The sequence below is a fragment of the Streptomyces sp. MAR4 CNX-425 genome, assembly GCF_048656465.1.
Taxonomy (GTDB): Bacteria; Actinomycetota; Actinomycetes; order Streptomycetales; family Streptomycetaceae; genus Streptomyces.
Genome location: NZ_JBMDLF010000001.1, coordinates 1151638 through 1176577, shown reverse-complemented (window position 1 = coordinate 1176577; position 24940 = coordinate 1151638). Strand labels below are relative to the sequence as shown.

Sequence of the window (24940 nt, the reverse complement as noted above, 5' to 3'; positions counted from 1 at the left end):
CACCAGTGAACGACGGATACCGCGGCCCGCAGGGCCAGGACCCGTACCAGGACCCCTACGCCCACGGCTACGACCCGTACGGACAGCAGGGCTACGACTACGACCAGGGGCGGCCCGCGCAGGACCCGGGCGGCGGCCCCGGCCGACCCGGCCCGCCCTCCTCCGGCTACGGGTACGACTACGACCCGTACGCCCAGCAGGCGCCCCACCCGCAGCAGCACTACCCCGCCCAGGCCCCCCACCCCCAGGCGCAGCAGCAGTACGCCCCGCACGCCCCGCCCCCCGCCGTCGGGTACGACTACGACTACGACCCCTACGGCCCCGCCGCCCACTCCGGCGAGCAGCCGGTGACGCCCGCGCCGCCCGACGGCGACTGGGGCCGCATCCCGCACCAGCGCCCGCCGGAGAGCGAGCCGCGCGAGTACGCCACCGAGCAGTTCTCCTTCGTCGAGGACGAGACCGAGTCCTCCGAGGACGTCATCGACTGGCTGAAGTTCACCGAGAGCCGCACCGAGCGCCGCGAGGAGGCCAAGCGCCGCGGCCGCAACCGCCGGGTCGCGCTGCTGGTGGCCGTGGTCCTCGCCGTGCTCGGCGGCGGCGGCTACCTGTGGGCCACCGACCGCCTCCCCTTCGCCGGCGAGGAGTCCGGGCCCGCGGCGGCGGGCGAGGAGCAGCGCGACACCCTCGTGGTGCACCTGCACGACACCGAGGGCGGCGGCAGCGCCACCGCGCTGCTCGTGAACAACGCCACCACCGGCAAGGGCACCACCGTCCTGCTCCCCAACAGCCTCGCCGTCTCCGGCGACGACGGCGCCGCCACCACCCTCGGCCAGGCCGTCGACGAGCAGGGCACGGGCGCCACCCGGGACGCGATCGACACGCTGCTGGGCTCGGAGATCAAGGGCAGCTGGCGGCTGGACACCCCGTACCTGGAGATCCTGGTGGAGGGCGTCGGCGGCATCACCCTCGACGCCGACGCGACCGTGCCCGGGGCGAAGAAGGGCGACGACCCGCTGGTCGAGAAGGGCGAGCGGCGCCGCCTCGACGGCGAGCAGGCCATCGCCTACGCCACGTACCTGGCGGACGACGAGCCGCAGACGGCCCAGCTGCGCCGGTTCGGGCAGGTCATGGAGGCGGTCCTGAAGAACCTGCCGGGCGACCCCGCGGGGACGAAGAGCCTGGTCAAGTCCATGGGCCTGGTGCTCGACCCGTCGCTGTCCGAAGCCGAGCTGGCCGCGTCGCTGGCGTCGCTGTCCGAGCTGGCCAAGGGCGGCGACTACGCGACCCAGACGCTCGACGTCGGCGACGACGGGCGGCCCAGCGACGAGGCCACCCGGAAGGTCGTCGAGGACGTGCTCGGCGGCACCGTCAAGAGCCCCGAGGGCACCGCGGCCGCGCGCGTGAGCGTGCGGAACGGCTCCGGGAGCGCGGAGCCGGCGGAGGCGGCGAAGGTCGCGCTGGTCAACGGCGGGTTCACGTTCGTCGACGGCGGACAGGCGAAGGACCCGGCGCTGACCTCCGAGGTGCGCTACGCGGACGCGGCGGCCAAGGAGCAGGCCGCGCAGGTCGCGCTGACGCTGGGGCTGCCGGAGAAGGCCGTGACGAAGGGCGAGACGCCGGCGAACGCGGACGTGGTCGTCGTCCTCGGCGACGACTACGAGGGGTGACGATGCCGGGAGCCGCGGGGCTGTCGTACGGGCGTGAGATCCTGGAATACGTATCCACAGCGATGCACCAGATTGCCGACAGCCCCGACAGAAGTGGACAGCTCTGCCCGTGACCGCAACGGACCGCGCCATCGACCTCGTCAGCACCGCGGCGCAGGCCGCCGCCGACAAGCTCGCGCACGACATCGTCGCGTACGACGTCAGCGACGTCCTCGCCATCACCGACGCCTTCCTGCTCGCCTCGGCGCCCAACGACCGCCAGGTCAAGGCGATCGTGGACGGCATCGAGGAGGCGCTGCTGAAAGAGCGCGGCGCCAAGCCGGTGCGGCGCGAGGGCGAGCGGGACGGCCGCTGGGTCCTGCTGGACTTCTCCGACATCGTGGTCCACGTGCAGCACTCCGAGGAGCGGGTCTTCTACGCGCTGGAGCGGCTCTGGAAGGACTGCCCGGAGCTGGACCTGCCGCCGGACGCGGTGGCCTCCCGCGGGCGCGCCGCGGAGTACGCGGAGGCGCACGGCGACGGGTCCCGGCGGGATGCGTGAGCGCCGGATCGTCCTCTGGCGGCACGGCCAGACGGCCTGGAACCTGGAGCGGCGCTTCCAGGGCCAGACGGACATCGAGCTGACCGAGGCGGGCGTGCTGCAGGCGCGGCGCGCCGCCCGGCTGCTGGCGGGGCTGCGGCCGGACGCGATGATCTCCTCCGACCTGCTGCGCACCCGCGCCACGGCGGCGGAGCTGGCGTCGCTGACGGGCCTGGAGGTGACGTACGACAGCGCCCTGCGCGAGACGTACGCGGGCGTCTGGCAGGGGCTGACGCACGACGAGATCATCGAGCGGCACGGCGAGCAGTACGCGGCCTGGAAGCGCGGCGAGCCGGTGCGGCGCGGGGGCGGCGAGCTGGAGACGGAGGTCGCCGACCGGGCGGCGCCGGTGGTGCTGGCGCACGCCGACAAGCTGTCGGACGTCGGCACGCTGGTGGTGGTCAGCCACGGCGGGACGATCCGGACGACGATCGGGCGGCTGCTGGGCCTGGACCCGCGGAACTGGGAGGCGCTGGGCGGGCTGTCGAACTGCAGCTGGTCGGTGCTGGGGGAGTCCGTGGTGGGCTGGCGGCTGCTGGAGCACAACGCGGGCAGCCTGCCGGAGCCGGTGCTCGGCGACGACACGTGAGGCGCCGGGGCGGGGGCGGGCCCGGGAAACCGATTTTTGTTTCCGGACGCCTTCCCGCTAAGATTTAGCTCGTTCGCCCGACGGACACGGCGGGTGACGACGCGGGGCTATAGCTCAGTTGGTAGAGCGCTTGCATGGCATGCAAGAGGTCAGGAGTTCGATTCTCCTTAGCTCCACCCCGATCGTTCTTCACGATCCCGTCCCCCCGGGGCGGGATCTTTTCTATTCCGGGGCCCCCAGGGGCACCTTGCGGGCCCGTTCCACCGACAGCGGGCGGGCGTGGGCCGGGCAGCCGATCAGCGGGTCCTCCAGGGCCCGCAGGCCGTCGAGCAGCGTGCGGCTCCGGTCGTCCGCGGGGGTGTAGACCACGATCCGGGTCTCGGGCATGCCCGTGATCGACAGCGACGTCGACACGCAGCGCAGCTCGCCGACCGAGGCGTGCTGCACGACCTTGATGCGGGACCCCGGCGGCGCCACGTTCCCGCTGCGCCACAGCTCCCCGAAGTCCTCGCTCACCTCGCACAGCCCGCGGATCAGACTCTCCCAGGTCGGCTCGCCGACGTGCCGCCCGTACGCCCCGCGGAACGTGGCCACCAGCATCGGCAGCTCCTCGTCGCGGTTGACCATCGGGCAGCAGCAGGACCGGGCGGAGAACAGCTCCCACAGGACGTTCCGCCGGCCGTGCGGAACGGCGCGGACGCCGGGGAAGAGCCGCTCGTAGAGATCGTTGGAGGCGAGCACGTCGTACCGCGAGCTGTAGACCGCGGCGGGCAGGTCCATGGCGGCCAGGATCGCGAGCACCTCCGGGCCGACGGACCGGGGCGCGGCGGCCGGCGCGGGCGCGTACGGCACCTCCGCGAGGTGGTACAGGTGCTCGCGCTCCATCGGGTCCAGGCGCAGCGTGCGCGCCACCGCGTCGAGCACCTGCGGGCTGGCGTTGATGCGCCGGCCCTGCTCCAGCCACGTGTACCAGGTGACGCCGACGCCGGAGAGCTGGGCGACCTCCTCGCGGCGCAGCCCGGGCGTACGCCGCCGGGGGCCCGGCGGCATGCCGACGTCCGCCGGCGTGATGCGCGCCCGGCGGCTGCGCAGGAAGGTGGCCAGCTCCGGCCTGCGCGGCCCGTTCGTCACCGTCGCCATGCTCATCCCCCCAGGGTGGGGCCTCCCGGCCCGCCGTGCCAGGTGTTGTCAGTACCAGCATCGGCAGGCTCTCATTACCAGTACAGCGCGGGGGCGATGCTGTCGTCATGCCCGACTCGACCACGACCTCCCCCGCCGGCGGCCCCGCGGCCGGTACCGCCCGCCCCGCCGGCACCTCCAGTAAAGCGCCCGGCACCGACAACGCCCCCGCCGTGCGCACCGGCTGGCTCCTCGGCATCGTCCTCGCCGGTCAGTTCATGGCGCTGCTCGACGTCTTCATCGTCAACGTCGCCGCCCCCACCATGCGCAGCGAGCTGGGCACCTCCGGCGCCGAGCTGCAACTGATCATCGCCGGTTACACCATCTCGTACGCCGTGCTGCTGGTCACCGGCGCCCGGCTCGGCGGCCTGCTCGGCCACCGCCGCATGTACCTCGGCGGGCTGGCGCTCTTCACCGCCGCCTCGCTCGCCTGCGGACTGGCCGTCACCTCCGGTCAGCTGATCGCGTTCCGGCTGGTGCAGGGCGTGGGCGCGGCGGCGATGATCCCCCAGGTGCTCAGCCTCATCCAGCACCACTTCCGGGGCACCGAGCGCGTCCGGGCGCTCGGCGTCTACGCGGCCGTCCTGGCCACCGGCGCCGCCGCCGGGCAGATCGCGGGCGGCCTGCTGGTCAGCGCCGACATCCTCGGCTGGGGCTGGCGTCCGGTGTTCCTGGTGAACGTGGCCGTGGGGATACCCCTGCTCGGGCTCGGCGCCCGGCTGCTGCCGCGCGACGAGCCGCGCCCCGCGGCGGGCGGCCCGCCCGGCGGGGCGATCGACCGGGGTGGCCTGGTGCTGCTGGCCGCCGCGGTCACCCTGTTCACCGTGCCGCTGGTGCTCGGCCAGGAGCTGGGCTGGCCGGCGTGGGGCTGGGCGATGCTGGCCGGCAGCGTCGTCGCGGCTGGTGCCTTCGCCGCGTACGAGCCGATGCTGGCCCGGCGCGGGGGCGTGCCGCTGTTCCCGCCGCGCGTGGTGCGCGCGCCGGGGATGCCCGTGGCCGTCGTGCGCTCCCTGCTGGCGATGGTGCTCAACGGGGCGTTCATGTTCGTCATGGCGCTGCACCTCCAGGCCGGGCTGGGCTTCGGCGCGCTGCGCGCGGGGCTGACCTTCGTGCCGACCGCCGTCGCCTTCGGGGTCGCCGGGCTGACCTGGCAGCGGCTGCCGGAGCGGCTGCGCCCGGCGCTGGTGCCGGCCGGCTTCGTGACGACCACGGTGTCGTTCCTGGCCGTGGGGCTCGCGATGCGCGACGGCGGCGAGGGCGGCCCCGGCTTCTACGCCGGGCTGACCGGCGTCGGCGCCGGCCTGGCGCTGGCCTTCAGCCCCAACCTGACCGGCGCGCTCGCCCTCGTACGCCCCGAGGACGCGCCGCACGCCAGCGGCCTGATGACCACCACGGCACAGCTCGGCAGCCTCGTCGGGGTGGCGACGATCGGCACCCTGTACCTGGAGCGCGCGGGCGCGCTGACGCTGCGGGCGTCGGCGGACGCGGTGTGGGACGCCTCGCTTGCGCTGGCCGCCACCGGGGTGCTGGGGCTGCTCGCGGGGGTACGGTACCGGTATCGGCGCTGACCACGACGGCGGCGCGTGGCAGAATCACAGCATCCTCACAGGGCGGAAGCCGAAGGGAGGGGCTGCGAGATGCCTTCGTGCGCCACCGGGAGGCGGCCGGCGGCCGGGACTCGCCGGCCGGGGGCGTACCGCGCCTCCGCCCTGCACTGCCCGGCTTGCGGTTCGTCGCACGTCGCGCAGGTCCTCGGTGACAACGGCGGAGTGTCCTATGTGTGCACGGCCTGCGGCCACAGCTGGAGCTGAGTGATGGGAGCACACAGCCGGAAGTGCGACTGGTGCGGTAACGGCACCCCCATCGTGCGCGACATGGAGCCGCTGAACCCCGACTACCAGTACTGGTGCGAGGAGTGCGCGCGGGCGCTGATCATAAAGGGCGACCCGATCGAGACCTACCGCGAGCTGGAGGGGGAGCCGATCTACGGCCGGCTGCTGGACGAGCACTGCACGCTCAAGCGCTTCTACTCGTTCGCGACCGCCTGACCGGCCGCGGCCGGCGGTGGGGTAGGGTGAGCCCGACCCGGGGCTATAGCTCAGTTGGTAGAGCGCTTGCATGGCATGCAAGAGGTCAGGAGTTCGATTCTCCTTAGCTCCACTCCCAGGTCCGTATGCCGCGGAGAGGCACCCGCCACCGGCCCGCCGCCCTCTGCGATATCCTGACGCCATGCGTGCCCGACGCCTTCTGCTTAGCGGGCCGCGCTGACGGCAGGAAACACTCAGCGCGGCGGTCCCCTCCTGTGCGAGGGGATTTTTCGTTTCCGCATCCGGCCGCAGGCAGAGACCACCAGGAGCTTTGAGGACGATGAGCAGCGAGACGACGACCGCCGCCGCCACCGGGACCGTGCCGGCGACGGCCCCGCACCGCTACACCGCGGCCCTTGCCGCCGAGATCGAGGCACGCTGGCAGGACTTCTGGGCGCGCGAGGGCACCTACGCGGTTGACACGGCCGCGGACACGGCCGCGCCGTCCGACCGGCCCCGGAAGTTCATCATGGACATGTTCCCGTACCCTTCGGGCGCGGGCCTGCACGTGGGCCACCCGCTGGGGTACATCGCCACCGACGTCTTCGCCCGCTACGAGCGCATGACGGGCCACGACGTGCTGCACACCATGGGCTTCGACGCCTTCGGCCTGCCCGCCGAGCAGTACGCCGTACAGACCGGCACCCACCCCCGCGTCACCACCGAGGCGAACATCGTCTCCATGCGCCGCCAGCTGGGCCGGCTGGGCCTGGGCCACGACACGGACCGGTCGTTCGCCACGATCGACCCGGACTACTACAAGTGGACCCAGTGGATCTTCCTGCAGATCTTCGAGTCCTGGTACGACGAGGAGGCCGACGCCGCCCGCCCGATCGCCACCCTGGTCGAGCAGTTCGAGACCGGCAAGCGCGAGACGCCCGACGGCCGCCCCTGGGCGGAGCTGCCCGCCGACGAGCGCGCCGAGGTGCTGAGCGGCTACCGGCTGGCGTACGCCTCCGACTCGCCGGTCAACTGGTGCCCCGGCCTGGGCACCGTGCTGGCCAACGAGGAGGTCACCGCCGACGGCCGCTCCGAGCGCGGCAACTTCCCCGTCTTCAAGGCGAACCTGCGCCAGTGGATGATGCGCATCACCGCCTACGCCGACCGGCTGCTGGCCGACCTGGACGAACTGGACTGGCCCGAGGCCATCAAGCTGCAACAGCGCAACTGGATCGGCCGCAGCGAGGGCGCCCGCGTGGACTTCCCCGTCGGGGAGCACGAGGACGCCCGCATCTCCGTCTTCACCACCCGCCCCGACACCCTGTTCGGCGCCACCTACATGGTGCTGGCGCCCGAGCACCCGCTGGTCGACGACATCGTCCCGGCCGGCTGGCCGCAGGGCACCCACGGGGTGTGGACCGGCGGGCACGCCACGCCCGCCGAGGCGGTGGCGACGTACCGCGTCCAGGCCGCCGCCAAGTCCGACGTCGAGCGGCAGGCCGAGGCCAAGGAGAAGACCGGCGTGTTCACGGGCGCGTACGCCGTGAACCCCGTCAACGGCGAACGCGTCCCCGTCTTCATCGCCGACTATGTACTGATGGGCTACGGCACCGGCGCCATCATGGCCGTACCCGGACAGGACGCGCGCGACTGGGCGTTCGCCGAGGTCTTCGAACTGCCCATCGTCCGCACCGTGCAGCCGCCCGCGGACTGGGACGGCAAGGCGTACACCGGCGACGGCCCCGCGATCAACTCCGCCGGGCCGGGCGTCGACCTGAACGGCCTGGAGGTCGCCGACGCCAAGCGGAAGATCATCGCCTGGCTGGAGGACCGGGGCGTCGGCGAGGGCACCGTCAGCTTCCGGCTGCGCGACTGGCTGTTCAGCCGCCAGCGCTACTGGGGCGAGCCCTTCCCCATCGTCTACGACGAGAACGACGTCGCCCACGCCCTGCCCGAGTCGATGCTTCCGCTGGAGCTGCCGGAGGTGGAGGACTACTCCCCGCGCACCTTCGACCCGGACGACGCCGGCAGCCGCCCCGAGACCCCGCTGTCGCGCAACGCGGACTGGGTGCACGTCACCCTGGACCTGGGCGACGGCAACGGCCCGCGGCGCTACCGGCGCGAGACCAACACCATGCCCAACTGGGCCGGCTCCTGCTGGTACGAACTGCGCTACCTGGACCCGCACAACGCGGACCGGCTGGTCGACCCCGCGGTCGAGCGCGCCTGGATGGGCCCGGCCGAGGACAAGCCGCACGGCGGCGTCGACCTGTACGTCGGCGGCGCCGAGCACGCCGTGCTGCACCTGCTGTACGCCCGCTTCTGGTCCAAGGTGCTGTACGACCTGGGGCACGTCTCGTCCGCCGAGCCGTTCCACAAGCTGTTCAACCAGGGCATGATCCAGGCGTACGTCTACCGCGACGCCCGCGGCTTCCCGGTGCCCGCCGCGCAGGTCGAGGAGCGCGACGGCGGCTACTGGTACGGCGGCGAGCAGGTCCGGCGCGAGCTGGGCAAGATGGGCAAGTCCCTGAAGAACGCCGTCACGCCGGACGAGATCTGCGCCGAGTACGGGGCCGACACGCTGCGGCTGTACGAGATGGCGATGGGCCCGCTGGACGTCTCCCGGCCCTGGGACACCCGCGCGGTCGTCGGGCAGTACCGGCTGCTGCAACGGCTGTGGCGCAACGTCGTGGACGAGTCGACCGGCGCGGTCACCGTCGTGGACGAGGAGCCGGACGAGGAGACGCTGCGGGCGCTGCACAAGGCCGTCGACGGGGTCACCCGGGACATGGCCGGGCTGCGCTTCAACACCGCCATCGCGAAGGTGACGGAGCTGAACAACCACGTCACCAAGCTGCGCGCGGTGCCGCGGAGCGTCGCCGAGGCGCTGGTGAAGCTGGTCGCGCCGCTGGCGCCGCACGTCGCCGAGGAGCTGTGGCGCCGGCTGGGGCACGGGACGACGGTGGTCTACGAGGCGTTCCCGGTGGCCGATCCGCGGTACGTCGCCGACGAGACGGTGACGTGCGTGGTGCAGGTCAAGGGCAAGGTCAAGGCCCGGCTGGAGGTGTCGCCGGACATCGCGGAGGCGGAGCTGGAGGCGGCGGCGCTGGCGGACGAGGCGGTGCGGCGGGCGCTGGACGGGGCGCCGGTCCGGAAGGTGATCGTACGGGCGCCCAAGCTGGTGAACGTCGTCATCTGAGGGCCTTCGAGGTCGTACGGGGGGCGTTGGGGCGTCGGGGGCGTTCCCTAAGGGACGATTCGGGGAAGGGCCGGGGGCCGGAGGGGCCGCCCGGCCCCTCCGTACCCGTAGGCTGGAAGGAAGACCGCTTTCCGGGCAGCTTCCCGGGCCGCCCGGCCCCAAGCGCGGACCGTGATGGAGGGATGCAGACCTCATGGACGTCGTCGTCGCTCTGCTGGCGCTGTTGTTCGTGCTCTGTGTCGCGGCGGGCGTGGTCGTGACCGTGAAGGCGACGCGGGCGGTGAAGCGCGGCGTCGAACGCACCGTGGCCGACACCCGCAGAACGGTCCAGGAGACCACGCTCAAGGCCCGGCGCGCGGTGCAGCCGGGCCCCGCCGGCGACATCGCGGGCCTGCGGCTCTCCCTGCGCAACGCGATCGACGCCACCCGCCGCGAGCTGGAGCACGCCGTGGCGGGCGACCCCGGGCTGCGGGAGTCGATCGGCCTGCTGGACCGGCTCCACGAGTACGCGCGCCAGGTCGACGGCGAGCTGCGGCACCTGGAGCGGGAGCCGGACAAGTCGCGCGTCGCGGAGCGGCTGCCGGAGCTGCGGAGCCGGGCGGAGCGGATCGCGCAGTCGGCGAACTCGATGCGCTGGGCCGCGCAGGACCGCGCGCGGCACACGGCGGAGGACGATCAGGGGCTGGACGCGCTGACGACGCAGATCGACCTGGAGACGGGGGCGCTGCGGCACTGGACGCCGGCGGAGGAGCGGGCGGCGGAGAAGCGGGCGGCCGACGCGCCGGCGGCGGGGAGCGGCGCGGGGCCGGCGGCGCCGGACCCCCGGCCCGAGGACGCGGAGAACCGGTCGCCGAAGCAGCAGCCGGCGCTGTCGCCCGGTGCCGGACCGGAGGGACAGGACGCCTTCCAGGCGCTGCTGTCGAAGATCGAGAACCTGCGCAAGCCCGAGTCGGCCTAGCGGCGTACCGCGCCCCGCGGCGGGTCGCCTGACCTCGGCGGACTCCTTGGCCCGTACGCGCCGTGCGGGCCCTCGGATGCGGGGTGTTCGCCGCGCCCAGTAGTGTCTTGGGCATGTCCCCCGATGTCGCGATCGTCGCCGATTCCACGGCCTATCTGCCGCCCGAGGCGATGCGGCGGCACGGCATCATCTCCGTCCCGCTGACCGTCGTCCTCGGCGACCGGGCGCTGGAGGAGGGCACCGAGATCTCCGCCCGTTCGCTGGCGGAGGCGCTGCGCAAACGGCACCCGGTCACCACCTCGCGGCCGAGCCCGGCGCGGTTCGCCGAGACGTACCGGAAGGCGGCGGAGGCGGGCGCGCGGGGCATCGTGTCGCTGCACCTGTCGGCGGAGTTCTCCGGGACGTACGACGCGGCGGTGCTGGCGGCGAAGGAGGCGCCGGTGCCGGTGCGGGTGGTGGACACCCGCATGGTGGCGATGGCCCTCGGCTTCTGCGCGATCGCCGCCGCGGAGGCGGCGGAGGCGGGCGGCACGGTGGACGACGCGGTGGCGGCGGCGGAGCGGCGGGCGGAGGGGACGTCGGCGTTCTTCTACGTCGACACCCTGGACTACCTGCGGCGGGGCGGCCGGATCGGGACCGCCCAGGCGCTGCTGGGCTCGGCGCTGGCGGTCAAGCCGCTGCTGCGGCTGGACGGGGGGCGGATCGAGCTGCTGGAGAAGGTCCGCACGGCGGGCCGGGCGATCCTGCGACTGGAGGAACTGGTGCTAGACCGGGCCGCGGAGGGCCGGGTGGACGTCGCGGTTCACCACCTGGCGGCGGCGGAGCGGGCGGCGGAGCTTGCGGACCGGCTGCGGGAGCGGGTGCCGGGAGTGGGGGAGCTGCACCTGAGCGAGGTGGGCGCGGTGATCGGGGCGCACACGGGGCCGGGGCTGCTGGGAGCGGTGGTGTCGCGGCGGGACGCCGGGTAGGCCCGGTGCCGCGTATCCACAACCGGTGGGTTGTCCACAGGAATTGACCATGATCATCGGGGGTGGGGGCGGGGCTCGTACCTTCGGGTCATGAGCGCACGTACGGAGACCAGGGGACCGGGGCGGCACGAGTGGCGGCGGCGCCCGCCGCGCGGGAGCGAGGCCGGGGCGGGCCCGGGGCGGCCGCGGCGGCCAGCGGCGGCGGGCGGGAGCCCGCGGGCCGCCCGCACGCCGCGGGAGCATGTGCGGGACCGCGCCACGACGATGTTCACGCCCCCGCGGTCCCACCCACCGCCGAACGGCCCCTCCCCGCCACCCCTGCCACGCTGGTCGAGCCAGGACCCGCCGCGTTTCCCGGCCCGCCGGGGCCAGGTGGAGGGGCCCGCGCCGCCGCGACGCCGGGGCGACGCGGAGCGGCCAGGTGCGCTCGCGACGGGGGACGTGCGCCGGGGGACGCCTGCCGCCCTGACCCGGGCGTGGGGTGTGCCCCCGGGCGATGCCGAGCGGAGTCGCGAGGAGGGCGGGCCGGCGGGACGAGCGGACCCGGCGGCTCCGGCGCCGGAGCCGCCGCTGCCGGAACCGGTGGTGCCGGAAGTGGGGGTGCCCGAGTCGCCGGTGCCGGAGCCTCCCGTGCCCGAGCCTCCGGTGGCGTGGCCCCCGTCCGTACGTCACGTTGCCGTCCCGGGCGCCGGCGGCCGCCGTGCCGTCGCGGCGGCGCCGGGCCGCTCCGGCGTGCCCGCCCCGGGGACGGTGGCCGCCGGACCCCCCGCCGCGGGGGACGCCGCTCGCGTGCCCGTCGCCGCCGCGACGCCCCCCGAGCCGGGGCCCACGCCCGTCCCGGCGCCGGCCGCCTTCGACGGCGCCCCCGGCCCGCCTTCCCGGCGGGAGGCGGAGGGCGACGGGGAGACGGGGCGTCGGGAGCGACCGGCGGCCGCGCCTGACTCCACCTCGGCCTCCACCGCCCCCGGTTCCGGCTCCGGGTGGGAAGCCGAGGTCTCCCGCGACGGCGCTCCCGGGCCACCTTCCCCGCCGGCGGCGGACCGCGAGGCGGGGATGGGGCGCCGGGAGCGGTGGTGGGTCGCGTTGCGGGAGCGGCTGCCGGTGTGGGTCCGGCTGCGGTGCGGGCTGGAGCCCGCGACGTGCGCGGCCCTGGTGCTGGTGCTCGTCGCCGGGGTGGCTCTCGCCGCGTACCACTTCTGGTCCGGCCGCCCCCAGCCCGTGCCGGTACCCGAGCCGCGCGGCTCCCTGCCGCCGCCGGCCACCGGAGCCGCAGACGCCGCGGGGAAGCCCGGCCCGGGGAGCGCCGCGGCGGCGGAGGTCGTGGTGGACGTCGCCGGGAAGGTCCGCGAGCCCGGTGTGCACCGGCTGCCCGCCGGGTCGCGGGTCGGGGACGCCTTACGCGCCGCCGGAGGCATCCGCCCCGGCGCGGAGCCGGACGGACTCAACCGGGCCCGGCCGCTGGTCGACGGTGAGCAGATCGTCGTCGGCGAGCCCCCGCCGGCCGCCCCGGGCGCACCGCCCGCGCCGCCCGCCGGCGGCGCGGGCCCACCGGCCGCGGGCGGCGCGTCGGCGGCCGGACCGACGGCGGTGATCAGCCTCAACTCGGCGACCCCGGAACAGCTCGACGCGCTGCCCGGTATCGGCCCCGTGCTGGCCCAGCACATCATCGACTACCGCGACCAGAACGGTGGCTTCACGGACATCGAGCAACTCCGCGACGTGAACGGCATCGGCGACAGCCGTTTCGCGGACCTCCGCCCCCATGTCCGGCCGTGACACCGCCCGCGCCCACACCACCGCCACGACCACCGCCGGGGAATCCGGCCGCCGTCCGGCGCCGCGGGCGGTCCGGGCCCGGGAGCGGGTCCGGGGCGGGGCGGCGGACGCACCGCGGGGGAGCGGGGCGGCGGTCCCGTTCGGCGCGGCGGGCGGGCGGGCGGAGGGACCGGCCGATCTGCGGCTGGTGCCACCGGCGTTGGCCGCCTGGGCGGCGGCGGCGCTGGCGCTGGGACGGGACGGCGCCGCCGTGCCGGTGGTGTGCGCGCTGGCCACGGCCGCCGCGCTGGTGCTGCTCGCGGCCCGCCCGCACCGCCGGCGGCGCCCCGCGCACCCATCCCGGCGCCCACCTCCCGGTACGGGCTCGACCGCGGCGCGGTCGCGGGTGCGCGTGGCCGGGGCCGCCGTGCTGCTCTGCGGTGCCGCGGGGGCGGGGGCCGCGGGGTTGCACGGCGCCGACCTCCACCGCGGCCCGCTGCCCGCCGTCGCCGAGCGGTACGGGCAGGCAATCGTCGAGGTGGAGCTGACCTCCGACCCCCGTATCACCCGCCCGCGGGTCCGGGGCTCGGCCCCGGCCCCGCCCGCCGTGCTCGTCCGGGCCGAGGCCCGCCTCGTCACCGCCCGCCCACCGGCCCCGCAAGAACCGCCGACCGCCCCCGCCCCCGTCGCCGCCGCACCCACCGCCCCCGCACCCACCGCCGCCGTACCCACCGTCCCCGCTGCACCGACCACCGCCGCACTGACCCCCGCCGCATCAGCCCCCGCACCCGTCGCCGGTGACTCAGCGCCCGCGGCCCCCGCCGACCCGAGGGCCGCCGCGGCCGGCGACCCGCCGCCCGCCTTCCCCCACGCGGCGCCTCACGCCCCCGCCCCGGCCGCCACCCGTCCACCGGCGCCCGCTTCCGCACCCGTCGCTGCCACGGGCAGCCCCCGCACCACCCGCGTCCGGACCCCCGTCCTGCTCCTCGTGCAGCCCCGCGACGACGCCGCGCGGCGGGCCTGGCTGCGCCTGCTGCCCTCGACCCGGGTGCGGGTCGACGCGCGGGTCTCGCCGGACTCCGGCGGCGGCCGCGCCGTGGGCGCCGTACTCCGGGCCGATGCCGACGGGCCGCCGGACGTCGTGCGCGGGCCCGATGACGTGCAGCGTGCCGCCGGCGCGCTGCGGGGCGGGCTGCGCGACGCCACCGACGGGCTCACCGCCGACGCCCGCGCGCTGCTGCCCGGGCTCGTCGTCGGCGACACCTCCCGCGTCCCCGCCGAACTGCACGACGCCTTCCACGCCACCGACCTCACCCACCTCCTCGCCGTCTCCGGCGCCAACCTCACGATCGTCCTCGCCCTGCTCGTCGGCCCGCCCCACCTCGCCGCCCGGGCCGAGCGCCGCGGCCTCGCGCCGCGGCTCGGCCTCCCGCTACGCGCCACGGCCCTGCTCGGCGGGCTCCTCACCCTCGGCTTCGTCGTCGTCTGCCGCCCCGAGCCGAGCGTCCTGCGCGCGGCGGTCTGCGGCCTGATCACCCTCCTCGTCCTCGGCACCGGCCGGCGCCGCTCCCTGCTGCCCGCCCTCGCCGGCGCCGTCCTGCTGCTCGTGCTCTACGACCCGTGGCTGGCCCGCGACTTCGGGTTCCTGCTCTCCGTGCTGGCCACCGCCGCCCTGCTCACCCTCGCGCCCCGCTGGAGCGCGGCGCTCCGCGCCCGTCGGGTGCCGCCGCGGCTCGCCGAGGCGCTGGCCGCGGCCGGGGCCGCGCAGGCGGTGTGCGCGCCCGTGGTCGCCGTGCTCGCGGCCCGGGTCAGCCTGGTGGCGGTCCCGTGCAACCTGCTCGCCGAGTTCGCCGTCGCGCCCGCCACGGTCCTGGGGTTCGCCGCGCTCGCCGCCGCCCTGCCGGCTATGCCGGTCGCGGAGCTGCTGGCGACGCCCGCGGGCTGGGCGGCGGAGTGGATCGCCGCGGTCGCCAGGACCGGCGCCGCGCTGCCCGGTGCCACGTACGGGTGGCCCGGCGGGTGGTACGGCGGGCTGGCCCTGGCCGCCGTCACCCCTCCGCTGCTGCTCGGCCTGCGCCGCGTGGCCCGCCGCCGGTGGCTCGGCGCCGGCTGCGTCCTGCTGGTGCTGCTCGCCGTGCTCCGGCCCGTCCCCCTCACCCGGGTCCTCACCGGCTGGCCGCCCGCCGGCTGGCGCCTCGTGGCCTGCGACGTCGGCCAGGGCGACGCGCTCGCGCTGGCCGCCGGCGACGGGGCGGCGGTCGTCGTCGACACCGGCCCCGACCCGGCGCTGGTCGACCGCTGCCTGCGCGACCTCGGCGTCCGCCGGGTCCCGCTGCTCGTCCTCACCCACTTCCACGCCGATCACGTCTCGGGCCTGCCGGGCGTCCTCCGCGGCCGGTCGGTGGGCGCCATCCAGGTCGGCGGCCTCGACGAACCGCCCGGGCAGGCCGCCGCCGTGCGCCGCGCGGCCGCGGCCGCGGGCGTGCCGGTGATCCGCGCGCGGCCGGGGGAGCGGCGCCGGGTGGGCGGGGTGTCGTGGCAGGTGGTGTGGCCCGCGGCCGGGGCGCCGCCCGCGGCGGAGCCGAACGACGCCAGCGTCACCCTGCTCGTCCGCACCGCCGGCCTCACCGTGCTCCTCCCCGGCGACCTGGAGCCGCCCGCCCAGCGCGCGCTGCGCACCGCCGCCCCGCGGCTGCCCCGGGTCGACGTGCTCAAAGTCGCGCACCACGGCTCCGCGTATCAGGATCCGGAGCTGCTGCGCCGTCTCGACCCCCGCTTCGCGATCGTCAGCGCGGGCGCCGACAACCCGTACGGCCACCCCTCGCCCCGTACCCTCGCCGCCCTGCGCGCCCGGGGAGCCGCGGTGCTGCGCACCGACGAGCACGGTCCCGTCGCCGTCGTCGCCCGGGGAGACGGCGAGGAGGACAGCACCCCGGCCGCCGCCCTCGGGGGGAAGCAGTAGGGCAGCGCCACCCGCCGGGCGCCGGAAGGGCGCCGTAGCCGCCGCTCCCGCCGCCCGCCCGACGGGCCGTACCCCGTACCCCTCGACCCCGCCCGCCGTCCAGGAGTGCCGCCGCCGGCTCCGCCGCCCGCCCCCTGTGCCACGTCCGCGGCGCCCGTCCCCCTTCCCCGGTCCTAGATCCTCCGTCCCCGTCACCTCCGCCCGCCGTACCTGGTAATCGCCGCTCCCGCCGGGAGATAAAGGCGCCATGGACTCCGCACAGACAGACGCCTACCTCGCCCGCATCGGCGCCGCCCGCCCCGCCAAGCCGACCGTCGCCGCCCTGCGCGAGCTTCAGGTCGCCCACCTCCGCGCCGTGCCGTTCGAGAACCTCTCCGTCGCGCTCGGCGAGGAGATCGTGCTGACGGAGCAGGCGCTCTACGACAAGATCGTCGGAGCCCGCCGCGGCGGCTTCTGCTACGAGGCCAACGGCGCGTTCGCCGCCCTCCTCGCCGCCCTCGGCTACGACGTCGCGCTCCTCGCCGCCCGCGTCTTCGGCGACGACGACCGCCTCGGCCCGCCCTACGACCACCTCGCCCTCCGCGTCCGCACCGCCGACGACCCCGCCCCCCTGCTCGCCGACGTCGGCTTCGGCCGCCACGCCCACCACCCCCTGCGCTACGACGACCGCGCCGACCAGCCCGACCCCGAGGGCGTGTTCCGTATCGCCGACGCCCCGGCCGGCGACCTCGACGTGCTGCACGACGGCGCCCCCGTCTACCGGCTGGAGCAACGCCCGCGCGCGCTGGCGGACTTCGAGGCGACCTCCTGGTTCCAGCAGACCTCGCCGCGCTCGCACTTCTCCCGCTCCCTGACCTGCTCCCGGCTGACCGGGGACGGCGGCCGCGTCACCCTCGGCGGCGACCGGCTCATCCGCACCGCCCCCGACGGCGAGCGCACCGAGGAGCACCTGCCCGCGGACCGCGTCCTGCCCGCCTACCGCGAGCACTTCGGCATCGAGCTGGACCGCGTCCCGCCGCCGCCCCCGCACGCGGAAACCGACCAAACGGACCGGTGAACTCCGGCACTTGACCCAAGCCCGCCCCAGCCGTCACAACCCGGCGGCGAACCCCCGGTTTGCATCCAAAGCCACACCGATGCTCGAATGAGTGCCCGAGTCACTGAAATTCCACGGGGGTGGATGATCCATGATCGGTCGGCTGCGACGCAGATCCACGGCCACGGCGACCCGGCACGGCGCCGGCCTGGTCGGCCTGCGGGTTCCCACGCACGCGGGGGTGCTGAGCTGCCGCGTGCTCGACCCGGTCGACCAGCCGCTGCCGCAGGCGGAGGTCGTGCTCGCCGACTCGGCCGGGCGTCGTGTCGTCAGCGGGGAGAGCGATCCGTTCGGCACCTTCGTGGTCGCCGTCCCGGCCGGCACCTACCGGCTCTCCGTCAACGCCGAGGGCTTCACCCCGTACCGCGGCGAGGTCGAGGTCGAGGAGGGCGCCCACCGCTCCCTGGGCGACCTCGCGCTCGGCCCCTCCCCGCTGCCGCAGCTCCCGCCGCCCGGCGACTGGGAGATCGACCCGGCGCACACCACCGTCGGCTTCGTCGCGCAGCACATCGGCATGGCGCGGGTACGGGGCCGGTTCAACGCCTTCACCGGGGCCCTGCGCATCGGGCAGCGCATGGAGGACTCGTCGATGCGCGTGGCCATCGAGGCGGCCAGCATCGACACCAACATCAAGATGCGCGACGACCACCTGCGCTCCCCGGACTTCCTCGACGTCCAGCGCTACCCGGCCATCGAGTTCGCCAGCGACCGCTTCCTCCACCGCGGCGGCGCCCGCTGGACGGTCACCGGCGCGCTGTCCATCCACGGCGTCAGCCGCACCGTCTCGCTCGACACCCGCTACCTCGGCACCGGCTACGGCATGGAGGGCGAGCTGCGCGCCGCCTGCCGGGCCACCGTCGAACTGCACCGCGAGGACTTCACCCTCAACTGGCAGCACATGCTCGCCCGCGGCATCGCCGTCGTGGGCTCCAGCATCCAGATCGAGCTGGACATCCAGGTGGTCGCCGCGGGCTGACCCGCGGAGCGCGCGGGAGCCGGTCAGCCGTGCGGCTCGTCCGGGCCCTCCGGCACCGTGGCGGAGCCCTCCAGCCACCCGTCGTACGACTCGGCCAGCTCCTCCAGCTCCGCCGCCAGCGGCTCGCGCCCGTTCTCGATGACGACGAGCCACTGCGCGTCCTCCGCGTCGTCCTCCCCGGCCAGGGCGTCGCGGATCAGCTCCGGCTCCCCGGGCAGGCCGAAGCGTTCCACGGCCAGCCCGGCCACCTCCTCCGCGGCGTCGCGGTCGGGCAGCACGAGTACGTACGTCAGGTCGCTCACGCCGTCATTGTGCCGGTGGCCGCGGGGCGATGTCGTACCGGCGTGGGATGCTGTACGGCGATGGCTGCGACGACCCGTACTCCCAGGACCGGCAAGGGCGCGAGCGCCGGCGGCGACCCGCTCACGCCCGTCACGCTCGCCGTCGGCCAGGAGGACCTGCTGGTCGACCGCGCCGTGCGGGAGGTCGTCACCGCCGCCCGGGCCGCCGACCCCGACACCGACGTGCGCGAGCTCACCCACGACGCCCTCCAGCCCGGCACACTCGCCGAGCTGACCAGCCCGTCGCTCTTCGCCGAGCGCAAGGTCGTGGTCGTACGGGGGGCGCAGGACCTCGGCGCCGACGCCGTCAAGGACGTCAAGGCGTACGTGGCCGCCCCCGCCGACGAGATCACGCTGGTGCTGGCGCACGCCGGCGGCGCCAAGGGCAAGGGCCTGCTGGACGCGGCCCGCAAGGCCGGCGCCCGCGAGGTCGACTGCGCCAAGGTCACCCGGCCCGCGGACCGGCTGGCGTTCGTGAAGGCCGAATTCCGGGCCGCGGGCCGGAAGGCGACGCCGTCCGCCTGTCAAGCCCTGGTCGACGCCGTCGGGTCCGACCTGCGGGAGATGGCGAGCGCCTGCGCGCAGCTCGCGGCCGACGTGGAGGGCACGATCGACGACGCCGTCGTCGCGCGGTACTACACCGGCCGCGCCGAGACCTCCGGCTTCGAGGTGGCCGACCGCGCCGTCGAGGGGCGTACGGCCGAGGCGCTGGAGGCGCTGCGCTGGGCGCTGGCCACGGGCGTCGCCCCCGTGCTGCTCACCAGCGCGCTCGCCCAGGGCGTTCGCGGCATCGGCCGCCTCGCCTCCGCCCCCCGCAACATGCGCCCTGCCGACCTGGCGCGCGAGCTGGGCATGCCGCCGTGGAAGGTGGACCGGGTCCGCCAGCAGATGCGCGGCTGGACCGCGGACGGGGTGGCCGCGGCGCTGCGCGCGGTGGCGCGGGCGGACGCGGACGTCAAGGGCGGCTCGGACGACCCGGCGTACGCGCTGGAGCGGGCGGTGGTGGCCGTCGCCGCCGCCGCCCGCTCCCGCTGACCCCGCGCCCCACCCCACCCGGCCGCCCCCTCGCCCCCGGCCCGGGCGGGCGTGGGCTACCGGCCGCTCCGCTCCCGTCCGCCCGGAGGCCGGCGGCGCGCTGCTGGTCGGCGGCACCGAGCCCGAGTGCGACCTGCTGGAGTGGGCCGACGACCCGGACGAGGTCGACGTCCGTCCGACGAAGCCGGTGTTCGAGGCGCAGGTGACCCGGGCGGCGCGGCGCTTCGGCGGGCTCGGCGTGCCGCCCCGGCCGCGCGGTGTCGTCGGCGTGTACGACGTCTCCGACGACTGGTGCCCGGTCTACGACCGCACCGGCGTCGACGGCTTCTACGTGGCCGTCGGCACGAGCGGCAACCAGTTCAAGAACGCGCCGCTGGTCGGTCTCGTCCTGCGCGCGATCATCGAGCACGTCGAGAGCGGCGCGGACCACGACACCGCACCGGCCCGGCTGACCGGCCCGTACACCGGCCTGTCCCTCGATCTCGGCGCCTTCTCCCGGCGCCGGCCGGCCGGCGCCCCGGCGCGCGGCGGCGTCATGGGGTAGCCGAGGGTCCCGGCACAGCGATGCCCCCGGAGTGGGTCCGGGGGCATCGGCGTAGCGTGGCGTACTACGTGGTCTGTCCGTGTGGCCGGGGTAGAGGGCCCGGCCGGTTCCCGCACGGGAGGGTCGTGCTGTCCGGCGGCCGGCGCGGAGTGAGAGCCTCCGCGGGCCGGTCCGGCGGCGGGCCCTCGCGGGGCCCGGCGGTCGGCCCGGAGGGCTCAGCCCTGGAGGGCCTGGACGCGCTTGGCCAGCGCGGCCTTCTTGTTGGCCGCCTGGTTCTTGTGGATGACGCCCTTGCCGGCGGCCATGTCCAGCTTGCGGGCGGCGACGCGCTGCGCCTCCACGGCCTTGCCGGCGTCCCCGGCCTCGACGGCCTCGCGGGTACGGCGGATCGCGGTGCGCAGCTCGGACTTCACGGCCTTGTTGCGCAGGCGGGCCTTCTCGTTCGTCTTGATCCGCTTGATCTGGGACTTGATGTTCGCCACGTAGCTGCCTCTTGAAGATGTTCGGTGATCGTCCCGTGGGACCTGAACTGCCGGACCTCACCGGGTCCAGGCACAGTGGTTCAGGCTACCAGCAGCCGGTACGGCCGCCCAAACCGTCCCCGGCCGCCCGCGCATGGGACGATGGGGGCGACGAGTGCAGACCCGCCCCTCCCTCCCGACAGGACCCCTAGGTGCCCGCGACCGAAACCACCGTGCCGCAGCCCAGCCGTACCGAGCCCGCGCTGATCCGCAACTTCTGCATCATCGCGCACATCGACCACGGCAAGTCGACGCTGGCCGACCGGATGCTCCAGATCACCGGAGTCGTCGAGCAGCGCCAGATGCGCGAGCAGTACCTCGACCGCATGGACATCGAGCGCGAGCGCGGCATCACGATCAAGTCCCAGGCCGTCCGCATGCCGTGGTCCTCCGCGGAGGGCGGGAGCGGCGGCGCGCACATCCTCAACATGATCGACACCCCCGGGCACGTCGACTTCACGTACGAGGTCTCCCGCTCCCTCGCCGCCTGCGAGGGCTGCATCCTGCTGGTGGACGCCGCCCAGGGCATCGAGGCGCAGACCCTCGCGAACCTCTACCTCGCGATGGAGAACGACCTCACCATCATCCCGGTGCTGAACAAGATCGACCTGCCCGCCGCGCAGCCGGAGAAGTTCGCCGCCGAGCTGGCCGGGCTCATCGGCTGCGACCCCGGCGACGTGCTGCGGGTCTCGGCGAAGACCGGCGAGGGCGTCGAGGGGCTGCTCGACGAGGTGGTCCGGCAGGTGCCGGCGCCGGTCGGGGTGAAGGACGCCCCCGCCCGCGCGATGATCTTCGACTCCGTCTACGACTCGTACCGCGGCGTCGTGACGTACGTGAAGGTCGTCGACGGCACGCTCGGCAGGCGCGAGCGGATCAAGATGATGTCGACCGGCGCCCAGCACGAGCTGCTGGAGATCGGCACGAACTCGCCCGAGATGACCCCGGCCGACGGCCTCTCCGTCGGCGAGGTGGGCTATCTGATCACGGGCGTGAAGGACGTGCGCCAGTCCAAGGTCGGCGACACCGTCACCCGGCTCAGCAAGGGCGCCACCGAGCCGCTCGGCGGCTACAAGGACCCCAAGCCGATGGTGTTCTCCGGGCTCTACCCCGTCGACGGCTCCGACTACCCGGAGCTGCGCGACGCGCTGGACAAGCTGCGGCTCAACGACGCCGCGCTGGTCTACGAGCCGGAGACCTCGGCGGCCCTCGGCTTCGGCTTCCGCGTCGGCTTCCTCGGCCTGCTGCACCTGGAGGTGATCCGGGAGCGGCTGGAGCGCGAGTTCGGCCTCGACCTGATCGCCACCGCGCCCAACGTGATCTACCGCGTCGTGCTGGAGGACGGCACCGAGCACGTCGTGACCAACCCCAGCGAGTTCCCGGTCGGCAAGATCGAAGAGGTCCACGAGCCGGTCGTACGGGCGACGATCCTCACCCCCAGCGACTACATCGGCGCGGTCATGGAGCTGTGCCAGAACCGCCGCGGCGCGCTGCTCGGGATGGACTACCTCTCCGAGGAGCGCGTCGAGATCCGCTACACGCTGCCGCTCGCCGAGGTCGTCTTCGACTTCTTCGACCAGCTGAAGTCCAAGACCCGCGGCTACGCCTCCCTCGACTACGAGCCCACCGGCGAGCAGAGCAGCCAGCTCGTCAAGGTCGACATCCTGCTGCACGGCGACAAGGTCGACGCCTTCTCCGCGATCACGCACAAGGACAAGGCGTACGCCTACGGGGTGCGGCTGGTCGCCAAGCTGAAGGAGCTGATCCCGCGGCAGGCGTTCGAGGTGCCCGTACAGGCGGCCATCGGCTCCCGGGTCATCGCCCGCGAGACCATCCGCGCCATCCGCAAGGACGTCCTCGCCAAGTGCTACGGCGGTGACATCTCCCGCAAGCGGAAGCTGCTGGAGAAGCAGAAGGAGGGCAAGAAGCGGATGAAGATGGTCGGCAGCGTGGAGGTGCCGCAGGAGGCGTTCATCGCCGTGCTGTCCTCGGACGAGGGCGACAGCAAGGCGAAGAAGTAGCGGCGGCGCCTCCGGCGGCGGCCCGCCCGGCGGGGGCGAAAGCGGAATCCCAGGGACCGGTCCGGCGGCGCGACGGCGCCCGCCGGCCCCGCCCGCGCCCGGCTTCGAGACCTATCCGAGCCTTGCAGCCCCTTACGCCGCCCGCGGTCACCCTCTAATCTGCTGGTTACTCGCCAGTTACCAGCGAAGAGCAGGGCCGGAGGATGCAGTGACCGAGACCGAAACCCAGACGAAGCTGGACAGCCGCCCGCCGTCCGTCGCCACGCTCTTCCTTGACCGCGTCGAGTCCACCCCCGACGGGGAGGCGTTCCAGTACCCCGTGCCCGGCTCCGGCGGCGAGTCGGGAGCGGACGAGTGGAAGTCGCTGACCTGGGCGCAGTCCGCCGAGCGCGTCTTCGCGATCGCCGCCGGGCTGATGGACCTCGGCCTGCGGTCCGAGGAGCGGGTGGCGGTCGCCTGCAACACCCGGCTGGAGTGGATCCTCACCGACCTCGGCATCCTGTGCGCCGGCGGCGCCAACACCACCGTCTACCCCAGCACCAACGCCGAGGAGACCGCGTTCATCCTCGCCGACTCCGGCAGCCGCGTCCTCGTCGCCGAGGACGCCGCCCAGCTCGCCAAGGCGCGCGAGATGCGGGCGGAGCTGCCCGACCTGGCGCACGTCGTCGTGGTGGACGCGGAGGGAACGGGCGAGGCGCTGGCCGCCGAGGGCGACCCGGAGGGCTGGGTGCTCTCCCTCGCCGAGCTGGAGCGGCGCGGCGCCGACCACCTGGCGAAGAACCCCGACGCGGTACGCGAGCAGATCCGGGCCCTGCGCCCCGACCAGCTCGCCACCCTCATCTACACCTCCGGCACCACCGGCCGCCCCAAGGGCGTGCGGCTGGCGCACGACGCCTGGTCGTACATGGGCTACGCGATCGAGGGCATCGAGCTGGTCAAGCCGGACGACGTGCAGTACCTCTGGCTGCCGCTGGCGCACGTCTTCGGCAAGGTCCTGACCGCCGGGCACATCAAGGTCGGGCACGTGATGGCCGTCGACGGCCGGATCGACAAGATCATCGAGAACCTGCCGGTCGTCCGGCCCACGAGGATGTGCGGCGTGCCGCGGATCTTCGAGAAGGTCTACAACGGCGTCGCCGCCAAGGCGAAGGCCGGCGGCGGCGCCAAGTACAAGATCTTCCTCTGGGCGGCCGAGGTCGCCCGCGAGTACGCGCGCGTGACCCAGGACAACCACCGCCGCACCGGCAAGCGCACCGCGCCCTTCGGGCTGACCACGAAGCACGCCCTCGCCGACAAGCTCGTCTACGGCAAGTTCCGCGACGCCTTCGGCGGCCGGATGCACGGCATGGTCTCCGGCTCCGCCGCCCTCGCCCCCGAGATCGGCTACTTCTTCGACGGCGCCGGCGTGCCCATCCTGGAGGGCTACGGCCTCACCGAGTCCGCCGCCGCGAGCTTCTGCAACCGCGAGGACACCTACCGCACCGGCACCGTCGGCAAGCCGCTGCCCGGCTGCGAGGTCCGCATCGCCGACGACGGCGAGATCATGCTGCGCGGCCCGGGCATCATGCAGGGCTACCACGGCCTGCCGGACAAGACCGCCGAGGTGCTGGAGGACGACGGCTGGTTCCACACCGGCGACATCGGCGAGCTGTCCGACGACGGCTTCCTGCGGATCACCGACCGCAAGAAGGACCTGATCAAGACCTCCGGCGGCAAGTACATCGCGCCGAGCGAGGTCGAGGGCCAGTTCAAGGCCGTCTGCCCCTACGTCGGCTCGATCCTCGTCATCGGCGCCGACCGCAACTTCTGCACCGCCCTGATCTCGCTCGACGAGGTGGCGCTGACCGGCTGGGCGAAGGAGAACGGGCTGGAGGACCGGTCGTACGCGGAGCTGGTCGCCTCCGCCGAGGCGCGGAAGCTGGTCGAGGGCTACGTCGAGCAGCTCAACGAGCGGCTCCAGCGCTGGCAGACGATCAAGAAGTTCCGGATCCTGCCGCGGGACCTCGACATTGAGCACGGGGAGCTGACGCCGAGCCTGAAGCTGAAGCGGCCGGTGGTGGAGCGGGAGTACAAGGACCTGATCGAGGACATGTACGCGGGCTCCCGCGAGGGCTGAGGCGCCGGGCGCACGGAACCGCCCGGCCGGGCCGCGGAGCACGGCGGGGCGGGGCGTCCGGGAGTACGCGGCGGCGTGGGCGCCGCCGGCCGCGCCCCTCGTGCGGGTGGATCGCGCGATCCGGTTGACGGCGGCCGCCACCCCCCGGCCGGGGTGCCGGAGGGGCCGTCCCGGCGGGCAAGCACGCCTCGTACGCACCCCTGGAAACCCGCCGTGAGCTGCGCGTTCGCCGCGGATACGGAACCGGGCCCCGGGCGCGCGCGGCCTGCGCGGCGGGGCGGGCGGGGGTGGCGGGAGGGGGTAATCCGGGTGGCCTGACGGGGGTCGGATGGGCCATATCCGGTCACCAGTTGTGTCACTTGGCGCATCTGGGCGAGCTCAGTCTGTCACCCTGGCTACCCGGGGAACG

18 protein-coding genes, 2 tRNA genes and 1 pseudogene are annotated in these 24940 nt (G+C 74.8%); 18 read left to right on the top strand and 3 right to left on the bottom strand.

Annotated features, from left to right (window positions below; all coding sequences use genetic code 11):
- The first annotated feature begins 5 nt into the window (after positions 1 to 5).
- From ACHZ99_RS05130 to ACHZ99_RS05115, 4 genes are all read left to right on the top strand, one after another.
- Complete coding sequence (locus ACHZ99_RS05130; RefSeq protein WP_420303104.1) at positions 6 to 1667, top strand: LCP family protein; 1662 nt, start codon at positions 6 to 8, stop codon at positions 1665 to 1667.
- Between the two features lie 109 nt (positions 1668 to 1776).
- Positions 1777 to 2208, top strand: a complete 432-nt coding sequence (rsfS, locus tag ACHZ99_RS05125) for a ribosome silencing factor (RefSeq protein WP_420303103.1) — start codon at positions 1777 to 1779, stop codon at positions 2206 to 2208.
- Positions 2201 to 2836, top strand: a complete 636-nt coding sequence (locus tag ACHZ99_RS05120) for a histidine phosphatase family protein (protein ID WP_420303102.1) — start codon at positions 2201 to 2203, stop codon at positions 2834 to 2836. The genes rsfS and ACHZ99_RS05120 overlap by 8 nt, the downstream gene beginning before the upstream one ends.
- 103 nt (positions 2837 to 2939) lie before the next feature.
- Positions 2940 to 3012, top strand: a tRNA-Ala gene (locus tag ACHZ99_RS05115).
- 46 nt (positions 3013 to 3058) lie between these two features.
- On the opposite strand, the gene ACHZ99_RS05110 is transcribed toward ACHZ99_RS05115, so the two are convergent.
- Complete coding sequence (locus ACHZ99_RS05110) at positions 3059 to 3982, bottom strand: helix-turn-helix transcriptional regulator (protein ID WP_420303101.1); 924 nt, start codon at positions 3980 to 3982, stop codon at positions 3059 to 3061.
- 101 nt (positions 3983 to 4083) lie between these two features.
- On the opposite strand from ACHZ99_RS05110, the gene ACHZ99_RS05105 reads away from it, so the two are divergent.
- The 10 genes from ACHZ99_RS05105 to ACHZ99_RS05060 all read left to right on the top strand — a co-directional run bounded on the left by ACHZ99_RS05105 (position 4084) and on the right by ACHZ99_RS05060 (position 17956).
- Entirely contained in the window at positions 4084 to 5583 is a 1500-nt protein-coding gene (locus tag ACHZ99_RS05105) for an MFS transporter (RefSeq protein WP_420303100.1), read from the top strand.
- Between the two features lie 246 nt (positions 5584 to 5829).
- Entirely contained in the window at positions 5830 to 6063 is a 234-nt protein-coding gene (locus ACHZ99_RS05100; protein WP_026276023.1) for a hypothetical protein, read from the top strand.
- Positions 6064 to 6102: 39 nt separating this feature from the next.
- Positions 6103 to 6175: transfer RNA gene (locus ACHZ99_RS05095), tRNA-Ala, on the top strand.
- A 207-nt stretch (positions 6176 to 6382) separates the two neighbouring features.
- Positions 6383 to 9241, top strand: coding sequence for a leucine--tRNA ligase (leuS, locus tag ACHZ99_RS05090; protein WP_420303099.1), 2859 nt, complete (start codon positions 6383 to 6385; stop codon positions 9239 to 9241).
- 193 nt (positions 9242 to 9434) lie between these two features.
- Positions 9435 to 10199 carry a hypothetical protein gene (locus tag ACHZ99_RS05085; RefSeq protein ID WP_420303098.1) on the top strand — a complete coding sequence of 255 codons (765 nt, stop codon included), beginning with the start codon at positions 9435 to 9437 and terminating at the stop codon, positions 10197 to 10199.
- 113 nt (positions 10200 to 10312) lie between these two features.
- Entirely contained in the window at positions 10313 to 11167 is an 855-nt protein-coding gene (locus tag ACHZ99_RS05080) for a DegV family protein (protein ID WP_420303097.1), read from the top strand.
- 630 nt (positions 11168 to 11797) lie between these two features.
- A complete protein-coding gene (locus ACHZ99_RS05075) occupies positions 11798 to 12943 on the top strand; it encodes a helix-hairpin-helix domain-containing protein (RefSeq protein WP_420303096.1) in 1146 nt (381 codons plus the stop codon).
- A gap of 199 nt (positions 12944 to 13142) precedes the next feature.
- Complete coding sequence (locus ACHZ99_RS05070; protein ID WP_420303204.1) at positions 13143 to 15884, top strand: ComEC/Rec2 family competence protein; 2742 nt, start codon at positions 13143 to 13145, stop codon at positions 15882 to 15884.
- Between the two features lie 247 nt (positions 15885 to 16131).
- Positions 16132 to 16941, top strand: a complete 810-nt coding sequence (locus ACHZ99_RS05065) for an arylamine N-acetyltransferase family protein (RefSeq protein WP_420303095.1) — start codon at positions 16132 to 16134, stop codon at positions 16939 to 16941.
- A 130-nt stretch (positions 16942 to 17071) separates the two neighbouring features.
- Entirely contained in the window at positions 17072 to 17956 is an 885-nt protein-coding gene (locus ACHZ99_RS05060) for a YceI family protein (RefSeq protein ID WP_420303094.1), read from the top strand.
- 23 nt (positions 17957 to 17979) lie between these two features.
- Here ACHZ99_RS05060 and ACHZ99_RS05055 read toward each other — a convergent pair whose 3' ends face one another.
- The gene (locus ACHZ99_RS05055; protein ID WP_420303093.1) at positions 17980 to 18258 is read right to left on the bottom strand and encodes a hypothetical protein; all 279 of its coding nucleotides are present in this window, start codon (positions 18256 to 18258) and stop codon (positions 17980 to 17982) included.
- A gap of 60 nt (positions 18259 to 18318) precedes the next feature.
- Between ACHZ99_RS05055 and holA the strand changes: the two genes are divergently transcribed.
- Together holA and ACHZ99_RS05045 are read left to right on the top strand one after the other, a co-directional pair.
- Positions 18319 to 19332 (top strand): DNA polymerase III subunit delta, encoded by a 1014-nt coding sequence (gene holA, locus ACHZ99_RS05050; RefSeq protein WP_420303092.1) that lies wholly within the window; start codon positions 18319 to 18321, stop codon positions 19330 to 19332.
- A gap of 46 nt (positions 19333 to 19378) precedes the next feature.
- Positions 19379 to 19876 (top strand): annotated as a pseudogene (locus ACHZ99_RS05045) (FAD-dependent oxidoreductase); the annotation flags it as partial.
- Positions 19877 to 20091: 215 nt separating this feature from the next.
- Here ACHZ99_RS05045 and rpsT read toward each other — a convergent pair.
- Complete coding sequence (rpsT, locus tag ACHZ99_RS05040; protein ID WP_420303091.1) at positions 20092 to 20358, bottom strand: 30S ribosomal protein S20; 267 nt, start codon at positions 20356 to 20358, stop codon at positions 20092 to 20094.
- Positions 20359 to 20549: 191 nt separating this feature from the next.
- Here rpsT and lepA point away from each other — a divergent pair, with 191 nt between their 5' ends.
- The gene (gene lepA / locus ACHZ99_RS05035) at positions 20550 to 22415 is read left to right on the top strand and encodes a translation elongation factor 4 (protein WP_420303090.1); all 1866 of its coding nucleotides are present in this window, start codon (positions 20550 to 20552) and stop codon (positions 22413 to 22415) included.
- Positions 22416 to 22623: 208 nt separating this feature from the next.
- On the top strand, positions 22624 to 24531 hold the full coding sequence (locus tag ACHZ99_RS05030) for an AMP-dependent synthetase/ligase (RefSeq protein ID WP_420303089.1): 1908 nt from the start codon (positions 22624 to 22626) through the stop codon (positions 24529 to 24531).
- Positions 24532 to 24940: the final 409 nt, after the last annotated feature.